Origin of the sequence: Marinobacter aromaticivorans (genome assembly GCF_002806975.1) — a bacterium.
Lineage (GTDB): Bacteria > Pseudomonadota > Gammaproteobacteria > Pseudomonadales > Oleiphilaceae > Marinobacter > Marinobacter aromaticivorans.
This window is the reverse complement of the sequence record NZ_NIHD01000001.1, coordinates 20,512-40,103: the sequence shown is the minus strand read 5'-3', so window position 1 is coordinate 40,103 and position 19,592 is coordinate 20,512. Positions and strand designations below refer to the sequence as shown.

Here is a 19,592-nt window from a genome sequence, read left to right as displayed (position 1 = left end):
CGGGAGCCTGCTCCGGTTTTTTTACGCCCGCGGGCTACAGCGTATTTTGCCGGAGAGGCCAAATAGTCTGTTAAAATCAGGTAGTCACAGAAGTAAAGACTTGCTATTAGCAAATCTGCACTATACTCATGGCAACGGTCTTTACGCCTGTTCTCACAGGAACCCGTCAGGGCCGTGTCCACACAGCCGGCAGCAGAGCGGGCTCTGTGGAATTTGCGACGACTGTATAAATAGACAAAGGAGTGGACAATGAAAAAACTGATCGCAGGTGCAATTCTTCTGGGTGCTTCTTCCATGGCATTTGCCCAGCCAGGCTGCGGCGTTGGCGCCATGATCTGGAAGGGACAGTCCGGCATTGCTCCCCACGTACTGGCTGCGACAACCAACGCTACGTTCGGTAACCAGACATTTGGCATGACCACCGGTACCCTTGGCTGCCAGACCAATGAGTCTGTTCAGTCAATGGCCATGTACATGGACAGCAACATCGATAAGGTTGCTCGCGATATGTCTCGTGGTAATGGCGAAAACCTGGAAACCCTTGCGGTTCTTCTGGGCGTGGAAGAAGCAGACCGTGGTGCTTTCCGTCAACTTCTGCAGGATAACTTCGCAGTCATTTTCCCGAACTCTGACACTACGTCTGGTGAAGCAGTAGATGCCATCGTTGCGCTACTGGAAAAGAACGAGTCGCTGAGTAAATACGTCGCGGCCTGATAGCTGAACTGCAGGGATGCAAAAGCGCCAAGGATGGCGCGCTTCCCCCGCCCGACCCTTTCTGATCCAAACGGAACCCGTATTTACCCATGGGCAATATGCGTCGCATTGGGCCAGCTGTGCTCTGGCTCATAATCAGCTTACCGCTGCAGGCTCAAACGCAAGCAGAAGACAGGCCACTGCATCTGGACCCGGCCTGGCTGACACTTGTGCACTACCAGCCGGGACGAATTGGCGGGTATACCAGCCAGGCTGACGACCCTGATTTTTTCCTGAGCGACGCGGGCAAGACCTCTCCGAAAGCAGAATTGGAGGCGACAATCCAAGCCATACAACAGCCTGGTGGTGGCGATGATCATGCCCGGTGCCGCTTTCCGGCGAGGGATGCCTGGCTGCGCGCCCGGTTGGGCATGGCCCGGGAGCCTGCCAATTGCCCGGCTTACCAGCAATGGTCTGAAACCCTTAACACAGAAAGCGTTACCCTGGTTTTTGCTGCCTCCTATCTCAACAGCCCGTCATCCATGTTTGGGCATACATTCCTGAGACTGGACCCGCCGCAAGAAGACGAGCAAACCAACCTGCTACTGGCCAACACGATCTCATACGCTGCCGATGCCGCGGCCCACGACAGCGAACTGATGTTTGCATACAGGGGAATTTTTGGCGGATACCCGGGTATCACAACCGTTCAGCCCTATTATGAAAAAATTCGCCTCTACTCCGATATCGAACATCGGGACCTGTGGGAATATAAACTCAACCTGAACCAGCAGGAAGTGGATGTCATGCTGGCTCACGCCTGGGAAATCCGGGACCGGAATTTTGATTATTTCTTTTTTGATGAGAACTGCGCCTACCGCCTGCTGGCACTAATCGACGTAGCCCGCCCCGGCACAAATCTTCTGGATGAAGTCAGCACCCATGCCATACCCTCTGACACTGTGCGTTGGGTAGTTGACAGGAATCTGGTAGAAGCTGTGCATTACCGGGCTTCGGCAGCCACCGCCATGGCCTACAGCCTGTCAGCGCTGTCCGAACGCCAGCAGACACTTGCAGCCGCCATGGCCAACGGTTATGTGGAGCCCGACAGCAAAGAAATACGTGCCCTGCCCCAGAGGGAACGGGCGCATTTGCTTGATGCCACTTACGACTACGTACGATACAAGAGTGAAGCCGATGGCTGGCCCCGGAACATAGCCGCCCCGCTGTCTCACAGCCTTTTACGGGAGCGCAGTAAAATTGATGGCGTTGCGCCAATTGAAAAACCACCACAACCGCAGGTTCGCGACGACCAGGGCCACGACACATTTCGTGTGAGCCTGAGTGCGGGGCAGCTCGCCCACCGCGAATTTACCCAACTGACCTTCCGTCCGGCCTACCACGATATTCTCGACCCACCCGCCGGTTACCGAAACGGAGCGCAACTCCAATTTTTACGCCTGGATGCGCGCTATTACACTGATAACGATGAACTGCAGCTGGAGCAGATCACCGGTGTGGAAATCCGCTCCCTGAGTCCCAGGGACGCGTTCTTTTCGCCTTTGTCCTGGCAGGTAGGCTTTGGTGGCCGCCGCACCGACACCGGCAACAAACGGGTTCTGACACCCTATCTTGAAGGTGGCGCAGGGGGAAGCTGGCGCCTGGGCCAACACACCCAGGCCTTCGCCATAGCCACCGCGGATCTGGAAATCGACGACGACCTGCGCCGGGGCTACGATGCAGCCCCCGGTGCCGACATTGGCCTGCTGCACCAGAACGACAGCTTCAGCCTGGTGGCTGGTACCAAAACCAAAGCCTGGATCGTCAGCAGCCAGCATCGGCAGGACCAGCTATACGCCAAAGGCAACTGGCATTTTGGCCGGGAATTCAGCCTGTTTGCCGAATTCACCCGTGAAGAGCACTACGACAGGTACCAGAGCACATGGCAAGCCGGACTTCACATCTATTTCTGAACGCACACAGGCTGAAAACACCCTTCCTGATCGGGCTTTTTGCAGTTGCTGCGGCATTGCAAAGCGGCTGTAGCGGCCTGTTCTTCTATCCGGACAAAACCACCTACATTACACCGGACCGCCTCAACCTGGCGTACGAAAACATCTACCTCGACACCGCCGATGGTGAAACGCTCCACGGCTGGTGGCTACCGGCAAAAGGCGAAGCCCAAGGCACCCTGTACTTCCTCCACGGCAACGCCCAGAACATCAGCAGCCACCTGCTCAACGTCGCCTGGCTGCCTGCCGAGGGCTACAACATTTTCACCATCGACTACCGCGGCTATGGCAAGTCCACCGGCGCCCCGGACATAGAAGGCACCCTCCACGACGCAGAAACCGGCCTGCGCTGGCTGGCAACCCGGCCCGACGTTGAGAACACGCCCATCTTCCTCCTGGGCCAAAGCCTGGGCGGCGCTCTGGGCCTGAACCTCGCCAGCAAATGGGTGCAGCGAAATGAAACCCCGAAACTCAAGGGCGTCATACTCGACGGCACCTTCTCCGGCTTCCGGGGCATAGCCAGAGAAAAACTCGCCAACTTCTGGCTCACCTGGCCATTGCAGATACCCCTGAGCTGGAGCATCCCGAACGAATACGAAGGTGTGGACCATATCGCCAGCATCAGCCCTGTGCCGGTCATGATCATCCACAGCGTCCGCGACGGCATCATCCCCTTCCACCACGGCCGAGACCTCTACGAAGCCGCCGATGAGCCAAAGCGATTCCTGCAGACGGACACACCCCATGCCGCGACGTTCATCATCCCAGCTTACAAGAGTGCGGTACTGGAATTTTTAGAGGGAAATTGAAGGCCAGCCAGACGCCTTTCGCAATGTTCCTGGCCTTCTTTTCCTGCAAGCCACCGAGATGTACGAGGGTTCGTCGGGTGGGCCTTTTCAAAACTGTGCGGAGCCATGGATGGCGGAGCCAAGCGTACAGGGAAGTATTCACAGCGTGTTTTGAAAAGGCCCACCCCACGAACGCCACCTCTAAATCCAAAGGCCAGAAAACAAAAACCCCGCCAATCCAGAGGAAAGGCGGGGTTTTTGTAGCTGCTAACTATCAGTCAGTAAAGTCAGTCGGCTGCTCGCCTTCCTTGACTTCCTTCATGGACAGCTTCACACGGCCACGGTTGTCTACATCCAGAACCTTGACCAGAACTTCCTGACCTTCGCTCAGCTCGTCCGTCACGTTCTCAATACGGCGATCAGAGATCTGGGAAATGTGCACCAGACCATCCTTGCCGGGCAGGATGTTAACAAAGGCACCGAAGTCTACAATGCGCTCAACACGACCCTTGTAGATAGCACCCACTTCAATCTCCGCCGTGATTTCCTTGACCCGGTTAACCGCCGCCTGGGCCGCTTCCTGGTTATCTGCGTAGATCTTCACATTGCCGTCGTCATCCAGATCAATCGAAGCGCCGGTTTCATCACAGATAGAGCGAATCATGGAACCGCCCTTACCGATAACGTCGCGGATCTTCTCAGGGTTGATCTTGATCGCAGTAATGCTCGGAGCGCGTGCCGAAAGTTCGGAACGGGGTTCGGAGATCACCTTGTTCATCTCACCAAGAATGTGCTGGCGCGCAGAGTATGCTTGTTGCAGAGCAATCTCCATGATCTCGTCAGTAATACCCTGGATCTTGATGTCCATCTGCAAGGCGGTAACACCATCTTTGGTACCGGCAACCTTGAAGTCCATATCGCCCAGGTGATCTTCATCGCCAAGAATGTCGGTAAGAACCGCAAACTTGTCGCCTTCCTTGACCAGGCCCATTGCAATACCGGCGACCGGCGCCTTCAGAGGTACGCCGGCGTCCATCAGTGCGAGGCTGGAGCCGCACACAGAGGCCATGGAGCTGGAGCCATTGGATTCCGTGATCTCGGAAACCGCACGGATGGCGTACGGGAACTCGTCCATGGTCGGCATAACCGCCATAACACCACGCTTGGCCAGGCGACCATGGCCCACTTCACGACGGCCAGGGGTGCCCACACGGCCGGCTTCACCTACCGAATACGGAGGGAAGTTGTAGTGGAACAGGAACGGATCCTTGCGCTCGCCTTCCAGCGCATCGATGGTCTGCACGTCGCGGGAGGTACCCAGCGTAGTGGTAACAATCGCCTGGGTTTCGCCACGGGTGAACAGGGCAGAACCATGAACACTCGGCAGAATACCCACTTCAATTTCAATCGGGCGTACGGTTTTGTTGTCACGACCGTCAATACGCGGCTTGCCTTCGATAACCTGCTGGCGAACAACCGACTTCTCGATCTTGCCAAAGTACTTTTTCACATCATCGGCAGAAGGCTGACCTTCCTCTTCGCCTGCCAGCTTTTCGACAGCGGCTGCCTTGATTTCACCCAGACGCTCGTAGCGGGCCATCTTGTCGCGAATACCGTAAGCCTCTTCGATCGCACCGGCAAACTCGGATCTGATCGCCTCCAGCAATTCGGTGTTTTCCGGATCTGGCTGCCAATCCCAGCGCGGCTTGCCATTCTCGGCTGCAAACTCTTTGATGGCATTTACCGCCACTTGCATTTCCTGATGGGCGAAAAGAACACCGCCGAGCATCTGGTCTTCCGTCAGGCCCTTGGCTTCAGATTCAACCATCAGCACTGCTTCGTCGGTACCCGCGACCACCATATCCAGCAGGGAGCTTTCCAGTTCTTCAAAGCTAGGGTTTACGAAGTAGCCCCTTTCGTTGGTGTAACCAACACGACATGCCCCGATGGGGCCGTCAAAAGGAATTCCGGAGATTGCCAGAGCAGCGGAAGCCGCCAGCATGGCCGCGATATCCGGATCCTGCTTCTTGCTGGACGACATGACCGTACAGATAACCTGGGTTTCGTTCATGTAGCCGTTCGGGAAAAGCGGGCGGATCGGGCGGTCGATCAGACGGGATGTCAGGGTTTCTTTCTCGGAAGGACGGCCTTCACGCTTGAAGAAACCACCGGGGATTTTGCCCACGGCATAGGTCTTTTCAAAGTAGTTAACGGTCAGCGGGAAAAAAGGCTGGCCCGGCTTGGCCTCTTTGGCACCCACAACGGTGCCCAGAACCGAAATATCACCAATGGTGACCAGCACGGAACCGGTGGCCTGACGGGCAATACGGCCCGTTTCCAGAGTGACGGTTTCGCCACCCATTTCAAATGATTTTTTACGCGGTTGCAGATCCACAACGAACTCCTGCGTTATCTGTTCAGAATGATTGATGTGTGATCCTGAAAGTCGTCCCGTCTGAAAGCTAACAGGCTGTTGCAAAACCCCGGCCAGGCATAGGACACGCTTGAACTGCGTACCGCCCGGGTTTTCAACAACCTGCTATCAATTTCGGCTTTCCAATGCGACAGGCAATCCCAGGTTCACTGAAATAGTCAATGCAGTGATAAAAAAAACACAACCGGCGGAACGCTTCAGGAGCCCGCCGGTTGCTGGCCACGACCGCTATACGCCGGGCGCAGCCACCAGGTCGCAAGACCAGATCAGCGACGCAACCCGAGGCGCTTGATCAGCTCCAGGTAACGGTCAGCGTTCTTCCGACGGAGGTAGTCCAGCAGTTTACGACGCTGGTTTACCATCCGGATCAGACCACGGCGGGAATGGTGATCCTGCTTGTTGGCCTTGAAGTGATCCTGCAGCTTGTTGATGTTGGCGCTCAGCAGTGCAACCTGCACTTCGGGAGAACCGGTATCACCATCAGCTTGCTGATAATCTTTAACGATCTGTGCTTTTTCGTTGGCAGAAAGTGCCATAACTCACCTCATGTTTGCGATGCTGTTAAATCCGGCCGAACCGCGCATCTCTACAGCCCGGCTACACAGCGGTTTACTTAACGTTTACCACTGTTACTGACCAGCCGACGGGGCACCAGTTCGGTTTCCTCGCCTGCCGGCAATGCTTCTGCAAGGCCTACAAACCCTTCGTTGCCATAAATACGCACGAAACCTTCGTAAGCACGACCCGGTATTCTAACCGGTTGCCCATTCAATATCGACACCAATGGCTGGCCCGACAGACGGTGCCCGGGGAACATCGAAAGGGCCGCATCCGGCGCTACCAGCAGGCCGTCCAGGCTTTCGCCACGTTCCCGCATCGCCTCGAGATCCGGCACTGTGTGCACATCCGCCAGGGTAAACCCGGCAGCCAGAGTGCGCCTGAGGGCAATCACATGTGCACCGCAACCCAGAACCTCGCCAATGTCTTCAACGAGTGAGCGAATATACGTACCCTTGGTGCACTTAACCGCGATATCCATCTCGTTCTCGCGCACATCCAGAAGCCTGAGCTCGTATATGGTGACCGGGCGCGCCGGACGCTCTATTTCAATCCCCTCGCGAGCGTATTCGTAGAGTGGGCGGCCATTATGTTTAAGCGCGGAATACATGGAGGGTACTTGCTGAATATCACCGCGGAATTTATCGAGCACCGGCTCGAGCACTTCTGGCGTAAGCCCTTCAGGAACCGGCCTTGCGGCAACTATGACACCCTCACTGTCACCGGTTTCAGTACGCTCGCCAAGGCGTGCGGTGGCTATGTAGGCCTTGTCGCTGTCGAGCATCATCTGCGAGAACTTGGTGGCCTCACCAAAACACAGGGGAAGCACACCGGTTGCCAACGGATCAAGCGCCCCGGTGTGGCCTGCCTTGGCAGCACCATAAAGGCGCTTGACCTGCTGCAGTACGCCATTGGAGGTCAGACCCTGGGGTTTGTCGATAACCAGAATGCCGTTAACATCACGGCCCTTGCGTCTGCGGCTCAAGCCTCTGACTCCGGATCGCCCTGATTGCCCTTCCGGCTATCGCCCGGGTTTTCGTCGTTCTGCTTGACGGCGGGCTTATCGCCGACCGCCTCACGGATCAGTCTGTCCATTCTGCGGCTGTAGCCCTGAAGCGCATCAAAGTGGAACCGAAGCTGGGGTATCACCCGCAGCTTCATGGCTCTTCCCACCTGCCCCCTGAGGAATCCGGATGCCTTGTTCAGCACCGCAATGGACTCCCGGACTTCGGGAGACTCAGCGTCGAGTTCCTCGGTTGACAGCAGTGAGACATAGATGTCGGCGTAGCCAAGGTCACGGCTGACCTTGACTGCATTAACCGTCACCATGCCAACACGCGGATCCTTGACCTCACGCTGAATCAGTTGAGCAAGCTCACGCTGCATCTGATCGCCAATGCGATCAATACGACTGAACTCTCTAGGCATCAGGCCCCCGTAGATTCGAGTTTACGCTCGACTCTGACACGGTCGAAGACTTCGATCTGGTCACCGACCTTCACGTCGTAGCCTTTAACGCCGATACCACATTCCATACCGTTACGGACCTCAGGCACGTCATCCTTGAAGCGACGCAGGGATTCCAGTTCGCCTTCAAAGATAACCACGTTGTCGCGCAGTACGCGGATAGGCTTGTTCCGGTATACCGTGCCCTCGGTCACCATGCAGCCGGCAACCTGGCCGAACTTCGGTGAGCGGAACACGTCGCGAACATCGGCGATGCCTACGATGTCCTCACGGAATTCCGGCGCCAGCATACCCGTTAACGCTGCCTTCACATCGTCCAGCAGGTTATAGATGATGCTGTAGTAGCGCAGGTCCAGGCCTTCTTGCTCCACCAGGCGCTTGGCTGCTGTGTCCGCACGCACGTTGAAGCCGAAAATCACGGCGTTGGTCGCCATGGCAAGGCTCACGTCGGTCTCGGCGATACCACCTACACCAGAGGACACAATCTTGACCTGGACTTCCTCGTTACCCAAATCCTGCAGCGACTTGGTAATCGCTTCCAGCGAGCCGCGAACGTCCGTTTTGAGGACAACGTTGAGGGTTTTAACCTCATCTTTGCCCATGTTCTCGAACAGGTTCTCGAGCTTGGCGGCTTGCGCACGCTGCAGGCGCTGTTCACGCTCACGGGTATGGCGGAACTCGGCCAGTTCCTTGGCTTTGCGTTCGTCAGCCACGGCAAAGAACTCATCCCCTGCATCGGGGGTGCCGTTGAGGCCCAGGATTTCAACCGGGATCGACGGCCCAGCTTCCTTCACCTGCTTGCCGGCTTCATCAGTCATGGCGCGAACCTTACCGAAGAAGGAGCCCGCAACAACCATCTCGCCCTGACGAAGGGTACCGTTTTGCACCAGTACCGTGGCCACAGAGCCGCGACCACGCTCAAGGCTCGATTCAACCACAACACCGCTGGCGGGTGCATCGGGTGAAGCTTGCAACTCAAGTATTTCGGCCTGCAGCAACACGGCTTCCAGCAGATCATCGATGCCTTCGCCGGTGTGAGCCGAGATTGGCACGAACTGCACGTCGCCGCCCCACTCTTCCGGGATGACTTCAATGGCTGCTAGTTCATTCTTGACGCGGTCCGGGTCTGCCTGTTCCTTGTCCATCTTGGTGATGGCCACAACAATAGGCACGCCTGCCGAGCGGGCATGTTCCACCGCTTCCTTGGTCTGGGGCATAACGCCGTCATCGGACGCAACCACCAGGATAACGATATCCGTGCACTGGGCACCACGGGCACGCATGGCGGTAAATGCGGCGTGGCCCGGAGTATCCAGGAAGGAAATCATGCCGTGATCGGTTTCCACGTGGTAGGCGCCAATGTGCTGGGTAATACCACCGGATTCGCCGGATGCAACCTTGGTGCGACGGATGTAGTCCAGCAGCGAGGTTTTGCCGTGGTCAACGTGACCCATCACACTCACAACAGGAGCGCGCTTGGTCTTTTCCTTGCCTTCCACTTTGAATTCGCTGAGTACATCCTCCTCAAAGGCGTCGTCACTGATTGGCTTGGCTTTATGGCCCAGCTCTTCAACGACCAGGGTTGACGTCTCCTGATCCAGCGGCTGATTAATGGTTGCCATCACGCCCATGCCCATCAAGGTTTTGATGACATCACCGGATTTGACGGCCATCCGCTGGGCAAGATCACCAACGGTTATAACTTCAGGAACTTCTACTTCTCTGACCATTGGTTTGGTCGGCCTCTCGAAGCCATGACGCTTCTCTTTGGGTTTCTTTTTCGCACGCAGTGGTTTGCGCAGCGTGGTGTCCTCATCGTCTTCCGAGATCACCAGAGGCTCGTCCGCAGCTCGGCCACGTGGCCCGCGATGGCCCGCCTGTTTCTTCTTGGGCTTGCCATCTTCAGATTCGTCGCTGCGTGCACGACCTTTCTCTTTTTTCTTCTTCGGCTTCCGATCCTTGCCGTCAGTTTCCGGCGGTGGCATCGGCATATCTTCCGGAGCAGGAGCCGGCTCAGGCTCAGACTCAGGTTCGGGTTCCGGCGCCTTGGCCGGCTCAACCTTCCCGGCAGATACCGATTCTTCAGCAACCGGAGTTTCCGCTTTCTCCGCATCAGCAGGAGCCGCTGTTTCTGCCCTGGGGGCTGTCACATCCGCAGTTTTTTCGGCGTGCGGTTGCTCTGCTTTCTTTGGCTCTTCCGGCAGTTCTTCCGCCACTGGCGGTGTTACTTCAGGCTCTGGCTGAAGTTCCGCGCGCTTCACATAGGTGCGTCGTTTACGCACTTCCACATTCACCGTTTTGGCTTTACCGGCTTTAAGCGTGGTGGTGGTTTTCCGCTTCAGGGTTATCTTGCGCGGCTCAGCGCCTGCCTCACCGTGGTTCTTTCTCAGATAGGCCAGCAACTGCTGCTTCTCATCACTGGTCACAGAATCGTTTTCCGAGCGGGCTTTCAGGCCGGCCTCCACGATCTGCTTCAGCAAACGATCCACGGGAGCGCCTACATCATCGGCCAGTTGTTTTACCGTTACTTCAGCCATACTGGTCTCCTCCCGAATTAAGCCTGGTCTTCAAACCAGGGGGCGCGTGCGGCCATAATCAGTTGTCCTGCACGCTCTTCATCCATACCTTCGATATCGAGCAAGTCGTCAACCGACTGCTCAGCCAGGTCTTCCATGGTGCGCACACCCATGCCGGCGAGTTTGAACGCCAGGCTACGATCCATTCCATCCATGCCCAGAAGATCTTCTGCGGGCTCGGCACCATCAAGGGCTTCTTCGCTGGCCAAAGCCTGATTCAACAGGACATCCTTTGCCCGGCGTCGCAACTCGGTGACAGTGTCTTCATCAAAACCTTCAATCGCCAGCATCTCTTCCATGGGCACATAGGCGACTTCCTCTATGGAGGTAAAGCCCTCATCAATCAGTACACCAGCAAATTCTTCGTCAACATCAAGGTGGGTGGTAAAACGCTCAACAAGCGTATTGTACTCCTGCTCCTGGCGCTCTCCCGCCTCTTCCTCGGTCATTACGTTCAGGGTCCAGCCTGTAAGCTCGGTGGCCAGGCGAACGTTCTGCCCGTTACGACCAATAGCCTGTGCCAGATTGTCTTCGGCAACTGCAACATCCATGGTGTGGCGATCTTCATCCATCACGATGGAGGCCACTTCTGCCGGCGCCATAGCGTTGATAATCAGCTGCGCAGGGTTATCGTCCCACAGCACTATGTCTACGCGTTCGCCGCCCAACTCATTGGAAACCGCCTGAACACGAGACCCGCGCATGCCAACACAGGCACCGACCGGATCAATACGGCGATCGTTGGTTTTGACGGCGATCTTCGCGCGGGAGCCGGGATCCCGGGCGGCACCGCGGATTTCGATCAGTTCCTCGGCAATTTCCGGCACTTCAATGCGGAACAGCTCAACCAGCATCTGGGGAGCAGAGCGGCTCAGAATCAGCTGCGGGCCACGGTGATCCGTGCGGATTTCCAACAGCAGGGAGCGAACACGGTCGCCCATGCGAAAGGTTTCACGGGGAATCAGGTTTTCCCTCGGCAGAAGCGCTTCGGCGTTGTTACCTAGGTCAACGATCACGTTGTCGCGGGTCACTTTCTTGACGGTGCCCGAAACCAGTTCACCCACACGATCGCGATAACTGTCGACGATCTTGCTGCGTTCGGCTTCGCGAACTTTCTGGAAAATGATCTGCTTTGCCGCCTGGGCTCCGATACGACCGAAAGCCACGGATTCCGCCTTCTCTTCGTAGATATCACCGGGCTTGAGGGCTGGGTCGATCTCTTCCGCCTCCTGCAGCGTCAGCTCGGTTCCCAGTGCAGGAACGGCGTCGTTGTCCACAACCAGCCAGCGGCGGAAGGTTTCATACTCTCCGGTGCGGCGATCTATTGAGACGCGTACATCTGCCTCTTCATCTTCGTAGCGTTTTTTGGCAGCGGTGGCGAGTGCCAGCTCAATTGCTTCGAAAATCACTTCCTTCTCGACACCTTTTTCGTTCGAGACGGATTCAACCACCAGCAAGATCTCTTTACTCATTGGATTGCCCTGCCCTGAAAATAAACTGTGCTTCCATTGAATTATTCAAATAACTCACTCGAATACCGGAATAATATGGGCTTTTTCGATGCTGTCGAAAGGAAGCAGATACTCGTGGTCGTCAACAACCACCACAATATCGTCACCTTCCACGCCCTTGATAACCCCCTGAAACCTGCGCCGGCCTTCAAACGCCATGCGCAAACGGATTTGCACCTTGTGCCCCACAAATGCCTGATATTGTTCGGGCCGGAACAACGGGCGGTCCATTCCCGGAGACGAAACTTCCAGCGTATATTCTGTCTGGATGGGATCTTCCACATCCATCACGCCACTGATCTGACGGCTGACTTTCTCGCAGTCGTCGATGCCAATGCCGTTTTCGACATCGTCGATAAAAACCCGCAGAAGCGACTGGTGGCCCCGGGAGCGATACTCAATACCCCAGAACTCGTAACCCAGGCCTTCCACCACGGGCCGCAGAATCTCTTCAAGTTGTTTAAGCTTGCCTGACAAGTTAGGCGGTCTCCGTTATGAAATTTACCTGGCCCAAAAACAAAAAAAGGGCTGTTAATCAGCCCTTTTTACGCACCAGGGCCCGTTGCGCCAGGGCCCTTAATCAAAAAGCCCCGACAACTGGGGGCTTTTTGTTGCAAGAACTTGCAGAAAGCAAAACCTATAGCCTTCTACCGACAGACACCCTGGCCTGCCAGGAACCCGACAAAAAACGTATCGAGTCCCAATATCCGCCGGAGTATAAAGACGCCAAACGGACTGGTCAAGGACTGACCAAAAACGGCCTGGAAACTCCAAGCCGTTATAGAAATTGGTGCCCGGGGCCGGACTCGAACCGGCACAGCTCTCGCTACTACCCCCTCAAGATAGCGTGTCTACCAATTTCACCACCCGGGCAACTTTCTTACTCGAGTTCGGGAAGATCAGGCTCCCCGCTCTGCGAATTACTTTTGTCAGCCTCGCCATTCTCTGCAGGTGCCTGACGGGACTCTTTGACAACCGGGATTCCCGCGTCGCCCGCTACTTCAGCACGCTGCTTGGCAAACACTGCCAGTGAAAAACTTGTTACAAAAAACACCACTGCAAGCAAGGTGGTCACACGGGTCAGAAAACTGCCGCTGCCCTGGCTGCCGAATACCGTTTGCGAAGCACCGCCACCGAAGGCCGCACCTGCATCCGCACCCTTACCCTGCTGGATCAGCACCAGACCCACCAGCGCCACCGCGATCACCACGTGCACAACGACTACCAGTGTTTCCATCCAATCCATAACGACTCTCGCGAACCTTTAACTTTAGGTACCTGCCGGCACCGAGCGGCAAATACTAACAAAATCCTCGGCAATCAGCGATGCCCCACCGATAAGACCACCGTCTATATCCGGCTCAGAAAAAAGAGCCGCTGCATTATCCGCTTTTACGCTGCCGCCGTAAAGCAGTGAAATCTCTTCCGACGGTGCGCCCATACTCTTCAGCACACCCCGTATTGATGCGTGCATGGCCTGGGCATCATCTGCGGTGGCCGTCTTACCGGTGCCTATGGCCCAGACAGGCTCGTAAGCAACCACAATGTTCTGCCACTGCCCCTGAGAGCCTGACTCTTGTGCCAAGGGAGCCAACCCCGCCCGCACCTGTTCCGCCACGACGGTCTCGGCCCTGCCCGCTTCGCGCTCTTCCAGCGTTTCGCCAACACAAACAATGGCAGTCAGGCCATTCCCGACAATGCTCGACACCTTCAGGGCAACGAGATCATCTGTCTCACCAAAAAGCTGCCGCCGCTCCGAGTGGCCAACAAGCACATAACTGCAACCTGCGTCTCTGGCCATACCGGAGGAGATTTCTCCGGTGTAGGCACCCGATTGCCACTGCCCTACGTTCTGGACGCCAACGGAAATGCGGTCCCCGGCCTGTTTCAAAACATCCTGGATGTAAATTGCGGGAGGAATAATAACAACCTCCACATGCTTATCAAGAGAACCGGCCTCGGACCGGACATAGCCGACCAGCTTTTCGGAAAGGTCTTTCGACCCGTTCATTTTCCAGTTCCCGGCCACAATCCTGCGACGCATAACAGACCCCGAATCCAAGGGAGGGCGCACTATACAGCAGTCCCTCAAAACAGACAACCGCTTCAAACCAACAAAATCAGGGCGTTGAGTTTTCCACGACCTGCGCCAGCTTTTCAGCGACACGGCGAATATCATCGGCGTCCCGGCCCTCGGCCATGACGCGGATCAATGACTCTGTTCCCGAGGCCCGCAACAGAATCCGGCCAGAGTCCCCGAGTTCTGCTTCAGCTTTCTGAACCGCAGAAACTATATCTTCCCGGTCAAAGGGATTAAACCGCGTGTCTACCCGCACGTTAATCATGGTCTGAGGCAGCTTGCGCATGCCCCGACGCAACTCGGCGAGCGTTTTACCGGATTTGGCGATGGAAAGCAGAGTCTGAAGCGCCGAGACAATGCCGTCCCCGGTGCTTGTGCAATCCCGTATTACCATATGGCCGGAGCCTTCCCCGCCCAACACCCAGTTATTGGCCAGCAATCGCTCCATTACGTAGCGATCACCGACCTGAGCCCGCTCAAAGGAAATCCCCATCTCCCTGAGGGCCAGCTCAACACCCAGGTTCGTCATCAGGGTTCCGACCACACCCCCCTTGAGGCGGTCTTCCGCAAAACGCTGGGACGCAATCACGTATAACAGCTCATCACCGTCTACCTCGGAGCCGTCCCGATCAACCATGAGCACACGGTCTCCATCTCCGTCAAAGGCGATACCCAGATCGGCCCTTTTCTCGACAACCGCGTGCTTCAGCGCGTCAAGGTGAGTAGAGCCTACGTTCAGGTTAATGTTGAGCCCATCCGGCTCGCCCCCGATCACAGAGACCCTCGCCCCAAGCTCCCGGAATACTTTTGGCGCAACGTGGTAGGTAGCACCGTGGGCACAATCCAGGATAATGTTCATGCCATCCAGCGTAAACTCGTTCGGCACAGTACTTTTGCAGAATTCTACGTAGCGGCCAGGGGCATCTTCCACGCGGGAAGCCTTCCCGAGCTCACCCGGATCACACACTTTAATCGGCGTGTCCAGCCAACGTTCAATTTCGGCTTCCAGTGCATCGTCAAGCTTGGTGCCGTCGGCAGAAAAAAACTTGATGCCATTATCGTGGTGCGGGTTGTGAGACGCACTGATAACAATACCCGCAGATGCGCGAAAGGTGCGGGTGAGGTAGGCAATGGCCGGGGTCGGCATGGGCCCCAGAAGCTTCACATCCACCCCGGCGGCGGACAATCCGGCTTCCAGCGCTGACTCGAACATATACCCGGACAAACGGGTGTCCTTGCCAATCAGCACGCTGTTACGCTGGCCTGCTTTTTTGAATGCCTGCCCTGCAGCCCAACCCAGATGCAGCATGAATTCGGGTGTAATCGGAGGCTCACCCACCTTGCCGCGAATACCATCGGTACCAAAGTACTTTCTTCCGGCCATCAACCAGACTCCTTTACGGCCGCCACTACCCCGACGGCATCCATGGTTTCCCTGACATCATGGGCACGAACAATACTTGCGCCCTTCATGGCCGCTATTGTCGCGACCGCGAGGCTTGCAGGCAACCTCTGGTCAAGCTCCCGGCCTGTAATCTGGCCCAGCATGGACTTTCGGGACATGCCCACCATCAATGGATGGCCCAGGGCCTGCAACTGCTCCAGGGACGCGAGTAACCGCAGGTTGTGCTGAAGATTTTTCCCGAACCCGAACCCCGGGTCCAGAATAATATCCTGCGCCGCAATCCCCGCCGCCTCTGCTGCGCGAACCCGCCGGGTCAGAAATTCACTGACCTCGCGTATTACATTCCTGTATTCAGGGCGCTCCTGCATGGTTTTTGGCTCGCCCTGAATGTGCATGAGACAAACAGGCACACCGGTGCTGGCTGCCACCGCAAGAGCCCCTTCTTTCTGAAGCGCACGCACATCATTGATCAACCCGGCGCCAAGTGCTGCGGCCTGCGACATGACTTCCGGTGTACTGGTGTCCACAGATACGATCACATCCAGATCTCGGGAGATTGCCTCAACAACCGGGCACACCCTGTCCAGTTCTTCCTGAACCGAAACGCTGGCGGCCCCCGGGCGAGTGGATTCACCACCTACATCTATAAAGGCGGCACCATCGGCAACCATCTGGTGAGCCTTTGATAAGGCAGCCTCCATCCGGACGAACTGACCTCCATCGGAAAAGGAATCCGGTGTCACATTGAGAATACCCATCACATGGCAGCGAGACATATCAAGCTCGCGCCCGGCAAAGTTCATTTTCATAACAACCTTTTTGGCAGGCGGATAATGCACAATCAGAAAAGCAGCCTCGGAAATACAAACGCCGCCCTGGTCCAGGGCGGCGTGAATCAGCTGATCCTGTTTGAACCCGAGAGTCTCAGTGCTCTCCGGCGGGCCGGCCAACATCGGGACGACGGCCATCATCCGAGGGTTTGGAGCCAGCAACCGGCTCCGAATCGTCGGCCTTGACTCCACTGGCCGGCCCACTATCACTCCAGCCTTTTGGCGGGCGTGGTGCGCGGCCCTCCATGATGTCATCAATCTGGTGACGATCGATGGTTTCATACTTCATCAGGGCTTCAGCCATAAGGTCCAGCTTGTCCCGGTTATCGACCAGAATCTGCTTCGCCTTTTCGTAGCAGCTGTCGATGATATTGCGAACTTCTTCATCAATCCGCTGCGCCGTTTCCGGTGAGTAGACGGTCTGGGTCTGACCGGCAGAACGACCAAGGAATGGCTCTTCGCTGTCTGTATCGTACTGGAGAGGCCCGAGCTTTTCCGAGAGCCCCCAACGGGTAACCATGTTGCGTGCCAATCTGGTGGCGCGCTCAATATCGTTGGAAGCGCCAGTGGTAACACCGTCAAATCCCAGAGTAAGCTCCTCGGCAATACGACCACCGAACAGGCTGCATATCGAGCTGATCAGGAAACGCTTGCTGTGGCTGTATTTGTCTTCCTCCGGCAAGAACATTGTCACACCCAGGGCACGGCCACGGGGAATGATACTTACCTTGTATACCGGATCATGCTCTGGCATGAGCCGGCCAACTATTGCGTGACCGGACTCATGGTAAGCCGTATTCAGTTTTTCCTTCTCGCTCATGACCATGGACTTGCGCTCTGCGCCCATCATGATCTTGTCTTTCGCCAGCTCAAACTCTTCCATGGATACCAGGCGCTGGTTTCGGCGCGCGGCAAACAGCGCTGCTTCGTTAACCAGGTTGGCAAGATCCGCACCGGAGAATCCGGGCGTACCACGGGCAATCAGCGACGGCACCACGTTCTCGTCCAGAGGCACTTTCTTCATGTGTACTTTGAGAATCTGTTCGCGGCCAATGATATCAGGCAAGCCAACCACAACCTGGCGGTCAAAACGCCCAGGGCGCAACAGGGCCGGGTCCAGAACGTCAGGGCGGTTGGTTGCAGCGATAACGATAACGCCCTCGTTACCCTCGAAGCCGTCCATTTCAACCAGCAGCTGGTTCAGGGTCTGCTCACGCTCGTCGTGACCACCCCCCATGCCGGCACCACGGTGGCGACCAACCGCGTCAATCTCATCAATGAAGATGATACAGGGGCTCTGCTTCTTGGCCTGCTCGAACATGTCCCGTACACGGGACGCCCCAACACCCACGAACATCTCCACGAAGTCCGAACCGGAAATGGAGAAGAACGGAACCTTGGCTTCACCGGCGATGGCCTTGGCCAGCAGGGTTTTACCGGTACCCGGCTGCCCCACCATGAGCACACCTTTGGGGATGCTGCCGCCAAGGCGCTGAAACTTGCTTGGGTCGCGAAGGAAGTCCACCAGTTCCTTTACATCTTCCTTGGCTTCATCCACGCCGGCCACATCGGCAAATGTGGTCTTGATCTGATCTTCGCTCATCAGGCGCGCTTTGCTCTTGCCAAACGACATGGGGCCTTTGCCGCCACCACCGCCTTGCATTTGCCGCATGAAGAACACAAACAGAGCGATAATGATCAGAATCGGGAATGCAGCCACCAGCAACTGTGTCCACAGGCTCTGGCGTTCCGGCTCCTTGCCGATCACCTCCACCTTGTTGGCCAGCAGATCGTCCATCAGTTTGTTATCCGCCACCTGTGGTCGAATCGTCTGGAACTGGGATCCATCGCCCCGGATGCCCTGGATTTCCAGGCCATCAATAGTGACTCTGCTGACCTGGCCCTGCTGAACCATCTCAACGAATTGGGAGTAATTGACTTGCTGACCGGTGGTGGTGGGAGAAAAATTCTGAAACACCATCAACAGTACTGCGGCTATTATCAGCCAGAGAACCAGATTTTTTGCCATATCGTTCAAGGATCATCACCTGTGAATTGAAGAGCAGGCCATCGAAGAAACTACTCTTTACTGACACCTTACACTAATTGTACGTCCATCCACCAGAAACGGCCCATCCGTAACGGCCATAAAACGCACCTGCGGATCAACCAGTAGACGTTCCCGAGCGCCGGATAAATCCCCATGTAACCTTTATGTGGGTTCCATCCCGGAAATTACAACGTCTGCGAGGTGATCTGTCTGCAAGGTTGTCTGCTACAATCCGCCGATTATACGACGTTACCAGCGAATATGCCGCTGACCTTTTGTTAATTGCACCGATAAAGAGAGTACATCATGAGCCTTTCACCGGAACAGCGCCGGGAATACCGGGCTATTGCCCACAACCTTAAACCCGTGATTATTGTGGGCGACAAGGGCCTGACCGAAAACCTCCAGGAAGAGCTGGAGCGCGCCCTGAACGACCACGAACTCATCAAGATCAAAATCGCGAGCCCGGACCGGGAAGCCAGACAGGAAGCTATCAACGCCCTGTGTGAAGCCAGCGGCGCGGAAGTTGTGCAGACCATCGGAAAAATTGCAGTGATTTTGCGCAGAGCCGGCAAACCTAACCCCAGGCTATCCAATCTGCTGCGTCACAAAAACTGACACGTACCGAGCCTTGCAAACGCAAAACCGGCTGCATGAAACAGCCGGTTTTTCATTTCTGGACGCTGGCACTTCGCCCGCCATGGGAATCAGATGTATTCCACCTTTTCGATTTCGTACTCCACGGTACCGGAGGGCACGCGAATAGCCACAACATCATCTTCGTTCTTGCCAACCAGTGCCCGCGCGATCGGGGAAGAGATCGAAAGCTTGCCTGCCTTGATATCCGCTTCATCCTCGCCAACGATCTGGTAGACCACCTGTTCATCCGTATCAATATTCATCAGATGAACCGTGGTGCCGAAAATGACCCGGCCTGTATTTTCCATGGTGGTGACATCAATAACCTGGGCTGCCGACAACTTGCCCTCGATTTCCTGAATCCGCCCCTCTATGAAACTCTGCTGCTCCCGGGCAGCATGGTACTCGGCGTTCTCCTTGAGATCGCCGTGTTCACGCGCCTCCGCAATCGCTGCGATCACGCGCGGACGATCTTCGGATTTCAGCTTCCGGAGCTCCTCACGAAGGCGGGCCTCCCCACCTTTTGTCATAGGTACTCTTTCACTCATA

17 protein-coding genes and 1 tRNA gene are annotated in these 19,592 nt (G+C 56.2%); 4 read left to right on the top strand and 14 right to left on the bottom strand.

Features of this window, described 5'->3' with window-relative positions:
- Positions 1–249: 249 nt before the first annotated feature.
- From CDH48_RS00185 to CDH48_RS00175, 3 genes are all read left to right on the top strand, one after another.
- Complete coding sequence (locus CDH48_RS00185; RefSeq protein ID WP_100686696.1) at positions 250–714, top strand: DUF3015 domain-containing protein; 465 nt, start codon at positions 250–252, stop codon at positions 712–714.
- Positions 715–803: 89 nt separating this feature from the next.
- A complete protein-coding gene (locus tag CDH48_RS00180; RefSeq protein ID WP_100686695.1) occupies positions 804–2,666 on the top strand; it encodes an Lnb N-terminal periplasmic domain-containing protein in 1,863 nt (620 codons plus the stop codon).
- On the top strand, positions 2,636–3,514 hold the full coding sequence (locus CDH48_RS00175) for an alpha/beta hydrolase (protein WP_100686694.1): 879 nt from the start codon (positions 2,636–2,638) through the stop codon (positions 3,512–3,514). The genes CDH48_RS00180 and CDH48_RS00175 overlap by 31 nt, the downstream gene beginning before the upstream one ends.
- 253 nt (positions 3,515–3,767) lie before the next feature.
- Here the strand turns inward: CDH48_RS00175 and pnp are convergent, their stop codons facing one another.
- The 13 genes from pnp to ftsH all read right to left on the bottom strand — a co-directional run bounded on the left by pnp (position 3,768) and on the right by ftsH (position 18,383).
- Positions 3,768–5,882 carry a polyribonucleotide nucleotidyltransferase gene (gene pnp, locus CDH48_RS00170; protein ID WP_227520901.1) on the bottom strand — a complete coding sequence of 705 codons (2,115 nt, stop codon included), beginning with the start codon at positions 5,880–5,882 and terminating at the stop codon, positions 3,768–3,770.
- Positions 5,883–6,193: 311 nt separating this feature from the next.
- Positions 6,194–6,463, bottom strand: a complete 270-nt coding sequence (gene rpsO, locus CDH48_RS00165; RefSeq protein WP_100686692.1) for a 30S ribosomal protein S15 — start codon at positions 6,461–6,463, stop codon at positions 6,194–6,196.
- Positions 6,464–6,540: 77 nt separating this feature from the next.
- Positions 6,541–7,470: a tRNA pseudouridine(55) synthase TruB gene (gene truB, locus CDH48_RS00160; protein WP_100686691.1), complete on the bottom strand. Its 930-nt coding sequence runs from the start codon at positions 7,468–7,470 to the stop codon at positions 6,541–6,543.
- Positions 7,467–7,913 carry a 30S ribosome-binding factor RbfA gene (gene rbfA, locus CDH48_RS00155; RefSeq protein ID WP_100686690.1) on the bottom strand — a complete coding sequence of 149 codons (447 nt, stop codon included), beginning with the start codon at positions 7,911–7,913 and terminating at the stop codon, positions 7,467–7,469. Before rbfA ends, truB begins: the two co-directional genes overlap by 4 nt.
- On the bottom strand, positions 7,913–10,489 hold the full coding sequence (gene infB, locus CDH48_RS00150) for a translation initiation factor IF-2 (RefSeq protein ID WP_100686689.1): 2,577 nt from the start codon (positions 10,487–10,489) through the stop codon (positions 7,913–7,915). The genes rbfA and infB overlap by 1 nt, the downstream gene beginning before the upstream one ends.
- Before the next feature lie 17 nt (positions 10,490–10,506).
- Positions 10,507–12,000: a transcription termination factor NusA gene (gene nusA / locus CDH48_RS00145; protein WP_100686688.1), complete on the bottom strand. Its 1,494-nt coding sequence runs from the start codon at positions 11,998–12,000 to the stop codon at positions 10,507–10,509.
- A 54-nt stretch (positions 12,001–12,054) separates the two neighbouring features.
- Positions 12,055–12,516, bottom strand: coding sequence for a ribosome maturation factor RimP (gene rimP, locus CDH48_RS00140; protein WP_100686687.1), 462 nt, complete (start codon positions 12,514–12,516; stop codon positions 12,055–12,057).
- A 311-nt stretch (positions 12,517–12,827) separates the two neighbouring features.
- Positions 12,828–12,912, bottom strand: a tRNA-Leu gene (locus tag CDH48_RS00135).
- A 7-nt stretch (positions 12,913–12,919) separates the two neighbouring features.
- Positions 12,920–13,285, bottom strand: a complete 366-nt coding sequence (secG, locus tag CDH48_RS00130) for a preprotein translocase subunit SecG (protein ID WP_100686686.1) — start codon at positions 13,283–13,285, stop codon at positions 12,920–12,922.
- 24 nt (positions 13,286–13,309) lie between these two features.
- Positions 13,310–14,083 carry a triose-phosphate isomerase gene (gene tpiA / locus CDH48_RS00125; RefSeq protein ID WP_100686685.1) on the bottom strand — a complete coding sequence of 258 codons (774 nt, stop codon included), beginning with the start codon at positions 14,081–14,083 and terminating at the stop codon, positions 13,310–13,312.
- 76 nt (positions 14,084–14,159) lie between these two features.
- Complete coding sequence (glmM, locus tag CDH48_RS00120; protein ID WP_100686684.1) at positions 14,160–15,503, bottom strand: phosphoglucosamine mutase; 1,344 nt, start codon at positions 15,501–15,503, stop codon at positions 14,160–14,162.
- Entirely contained in the window at positions 15,503–16,333 is an 831-nt protein-coding gene (folP, locus tag CDH48_RS00115) for a dihydropteroate synthase (RefSeq protein ID WP_100687169.1), read from the bottom strand. Before folP ends, glmM begins: the two co-directional genes overlap by 1 nt.
- A 115-nt stretch (positions 16,334–16,448) precedes the next feature.
- Entirely contained in the window at positions 16,449–18,383 is a 1,935-nt protein-coding gene (gene ftsH / locus CDH48_RS00110; protein WP_100687168.1) for an ATP-dependent zinc metalloprotease FtsH, read from the bottom strand.
- A 327-nt stretch (positions 18,384–18,710) separates the two neighbouring features.
- Here ftsH and yhbY point away from each other — a divergent pair, with 327 nt between their 5' ends.
- A complete protein-coding gene (gene yhbY / locus CDH48_RS00105) occupies positions 18,711–19,022 on the top strand; it encodes a ribosome assembly RNA-binding protein YhbY (RefSeq protein ID WP_100686683.1) in 312 nt (103 codons plus the stop codon).
- 89 nt (positions 19,023–19,111) lie between these two features.
- Here yhbY and greA read toward each other — a convergent pair whose 3' ends face one another.
- The gene (greA, locus tag CDH48_RS00100) at positions 19,112–19,591 is read right to left on the bottom strand and encodes a transcription elongation factor GreA (RefSeq protein WP_100686682.1); all 480 of its coding nucleotides are present in this window, start codon (positions 19,589–19,591) and stop codon (positions 19,112–19,114) included.
- Between the last annotated feature and the right edge of the window lies 1 nt (position 19,592).

What these genes read in the sequence shown, in the direction of transcription:
- CDH48_RS00185 (WP_100686696.1), top strand. Translation starts at nt 250, where the DNA reads ATGAAAAAACTGATCGCAGGTGCAATTCTTCTGGGTGCTTCTTCCATG.
- CDH48_RS00180 (WP_100686695.1), top strand. Translation starts at nt 804, where the DNA reads ATGGGCAATATGCGTCGCATTGGGCCAGCTGTGCTCTGGCTCATAATC.
- CDH48_RS00175 (WP_100686694.1), top strand. Translation starts at nt 2,636, where the DNA reads ATGGCAAGCCGGACTTCACATCTATTTCTGAACGCACACAGGCTGAAA.
- rpsO (WP_100686692.1), bottom strand. Translation starts at nt 6,463, where the DNA reads ATGGCACTTTCTGCCAACGAAAAAGCACAGATCGTTAAAGATTATCAG.
- rbfA (WP_100686690.1), bottom strand. Translation starts at nt 7,913, where the DNA reads ATGCCTAGAGAGTTCAGTCGTATTGATCGCATTGGCGATCAGATGCAG.
- infB (WP_100686689.1), bottom strand. Translation starts at nt 10,489, where the DNA reads ATGGCTGAAGTAACGGTAAAACAACTGGCCGATGATGTAGGCGCTCCC.
- nusA (WP_100686688.1), bottom strand. Translation starts at nt 12,000, where the DNA reads ATGAGTAAAGAGATCTTGCTGGTGGTTGAATCCGTCTCGAACGAAAAA.
- secG (WP_100686686.1), bottom strand. Translation starts at nt 13,285, where the DNA reads ATGGATTGGATGGAAACACTGGTAGTCGTTGTGCACGTGGTGATCGCG.
- tpiA (WP_100686685.1), bottom strand. Translation starts at nt 14,083, where the DNA reads ATGCGTCGCAGGATTGTGGCCGGGAACTGGAAAATGAACGGGTCGAAA.
- glmM (WP_100686684.1), bottom strand. Translation starts at nt 15,503, where the DNA reads ATGGCCGGAAGAAAGTACTTTGGTACCGATGGTATTCGCGGCAAGGTG.
- folP (WP_100687169.1), bottom strand. Translation starts at nt 16,333, where the DNA reads ATGAAAATGAACTTTGCCGGGCGCGAGCTTGATATGTCTCGCTGCCAT.
- ftsH (WP_100687168.1), bottom strand. Translation starts at nt 18,383, where the DNA reads ATGGCAAAAAATCTGGTTCTCTGGCTGATAATAGCCGCAGTACTGTTG.
- yhbY (WP_100686683.1), top strand. Translation starts at nt 18,711, where the DNA reads ATGAGCCTTTCACCGGAACAGCGCCGGGAATACCGGGCTATTGCCCAC.
- greA (WP_100686682.1), bottom strand. Translation starts at nt 19,591, where the DNA reads ATGAGTGAAAGAGTACCTATGACAAAAGGTGGGGAGGCCCGCCTTCGT.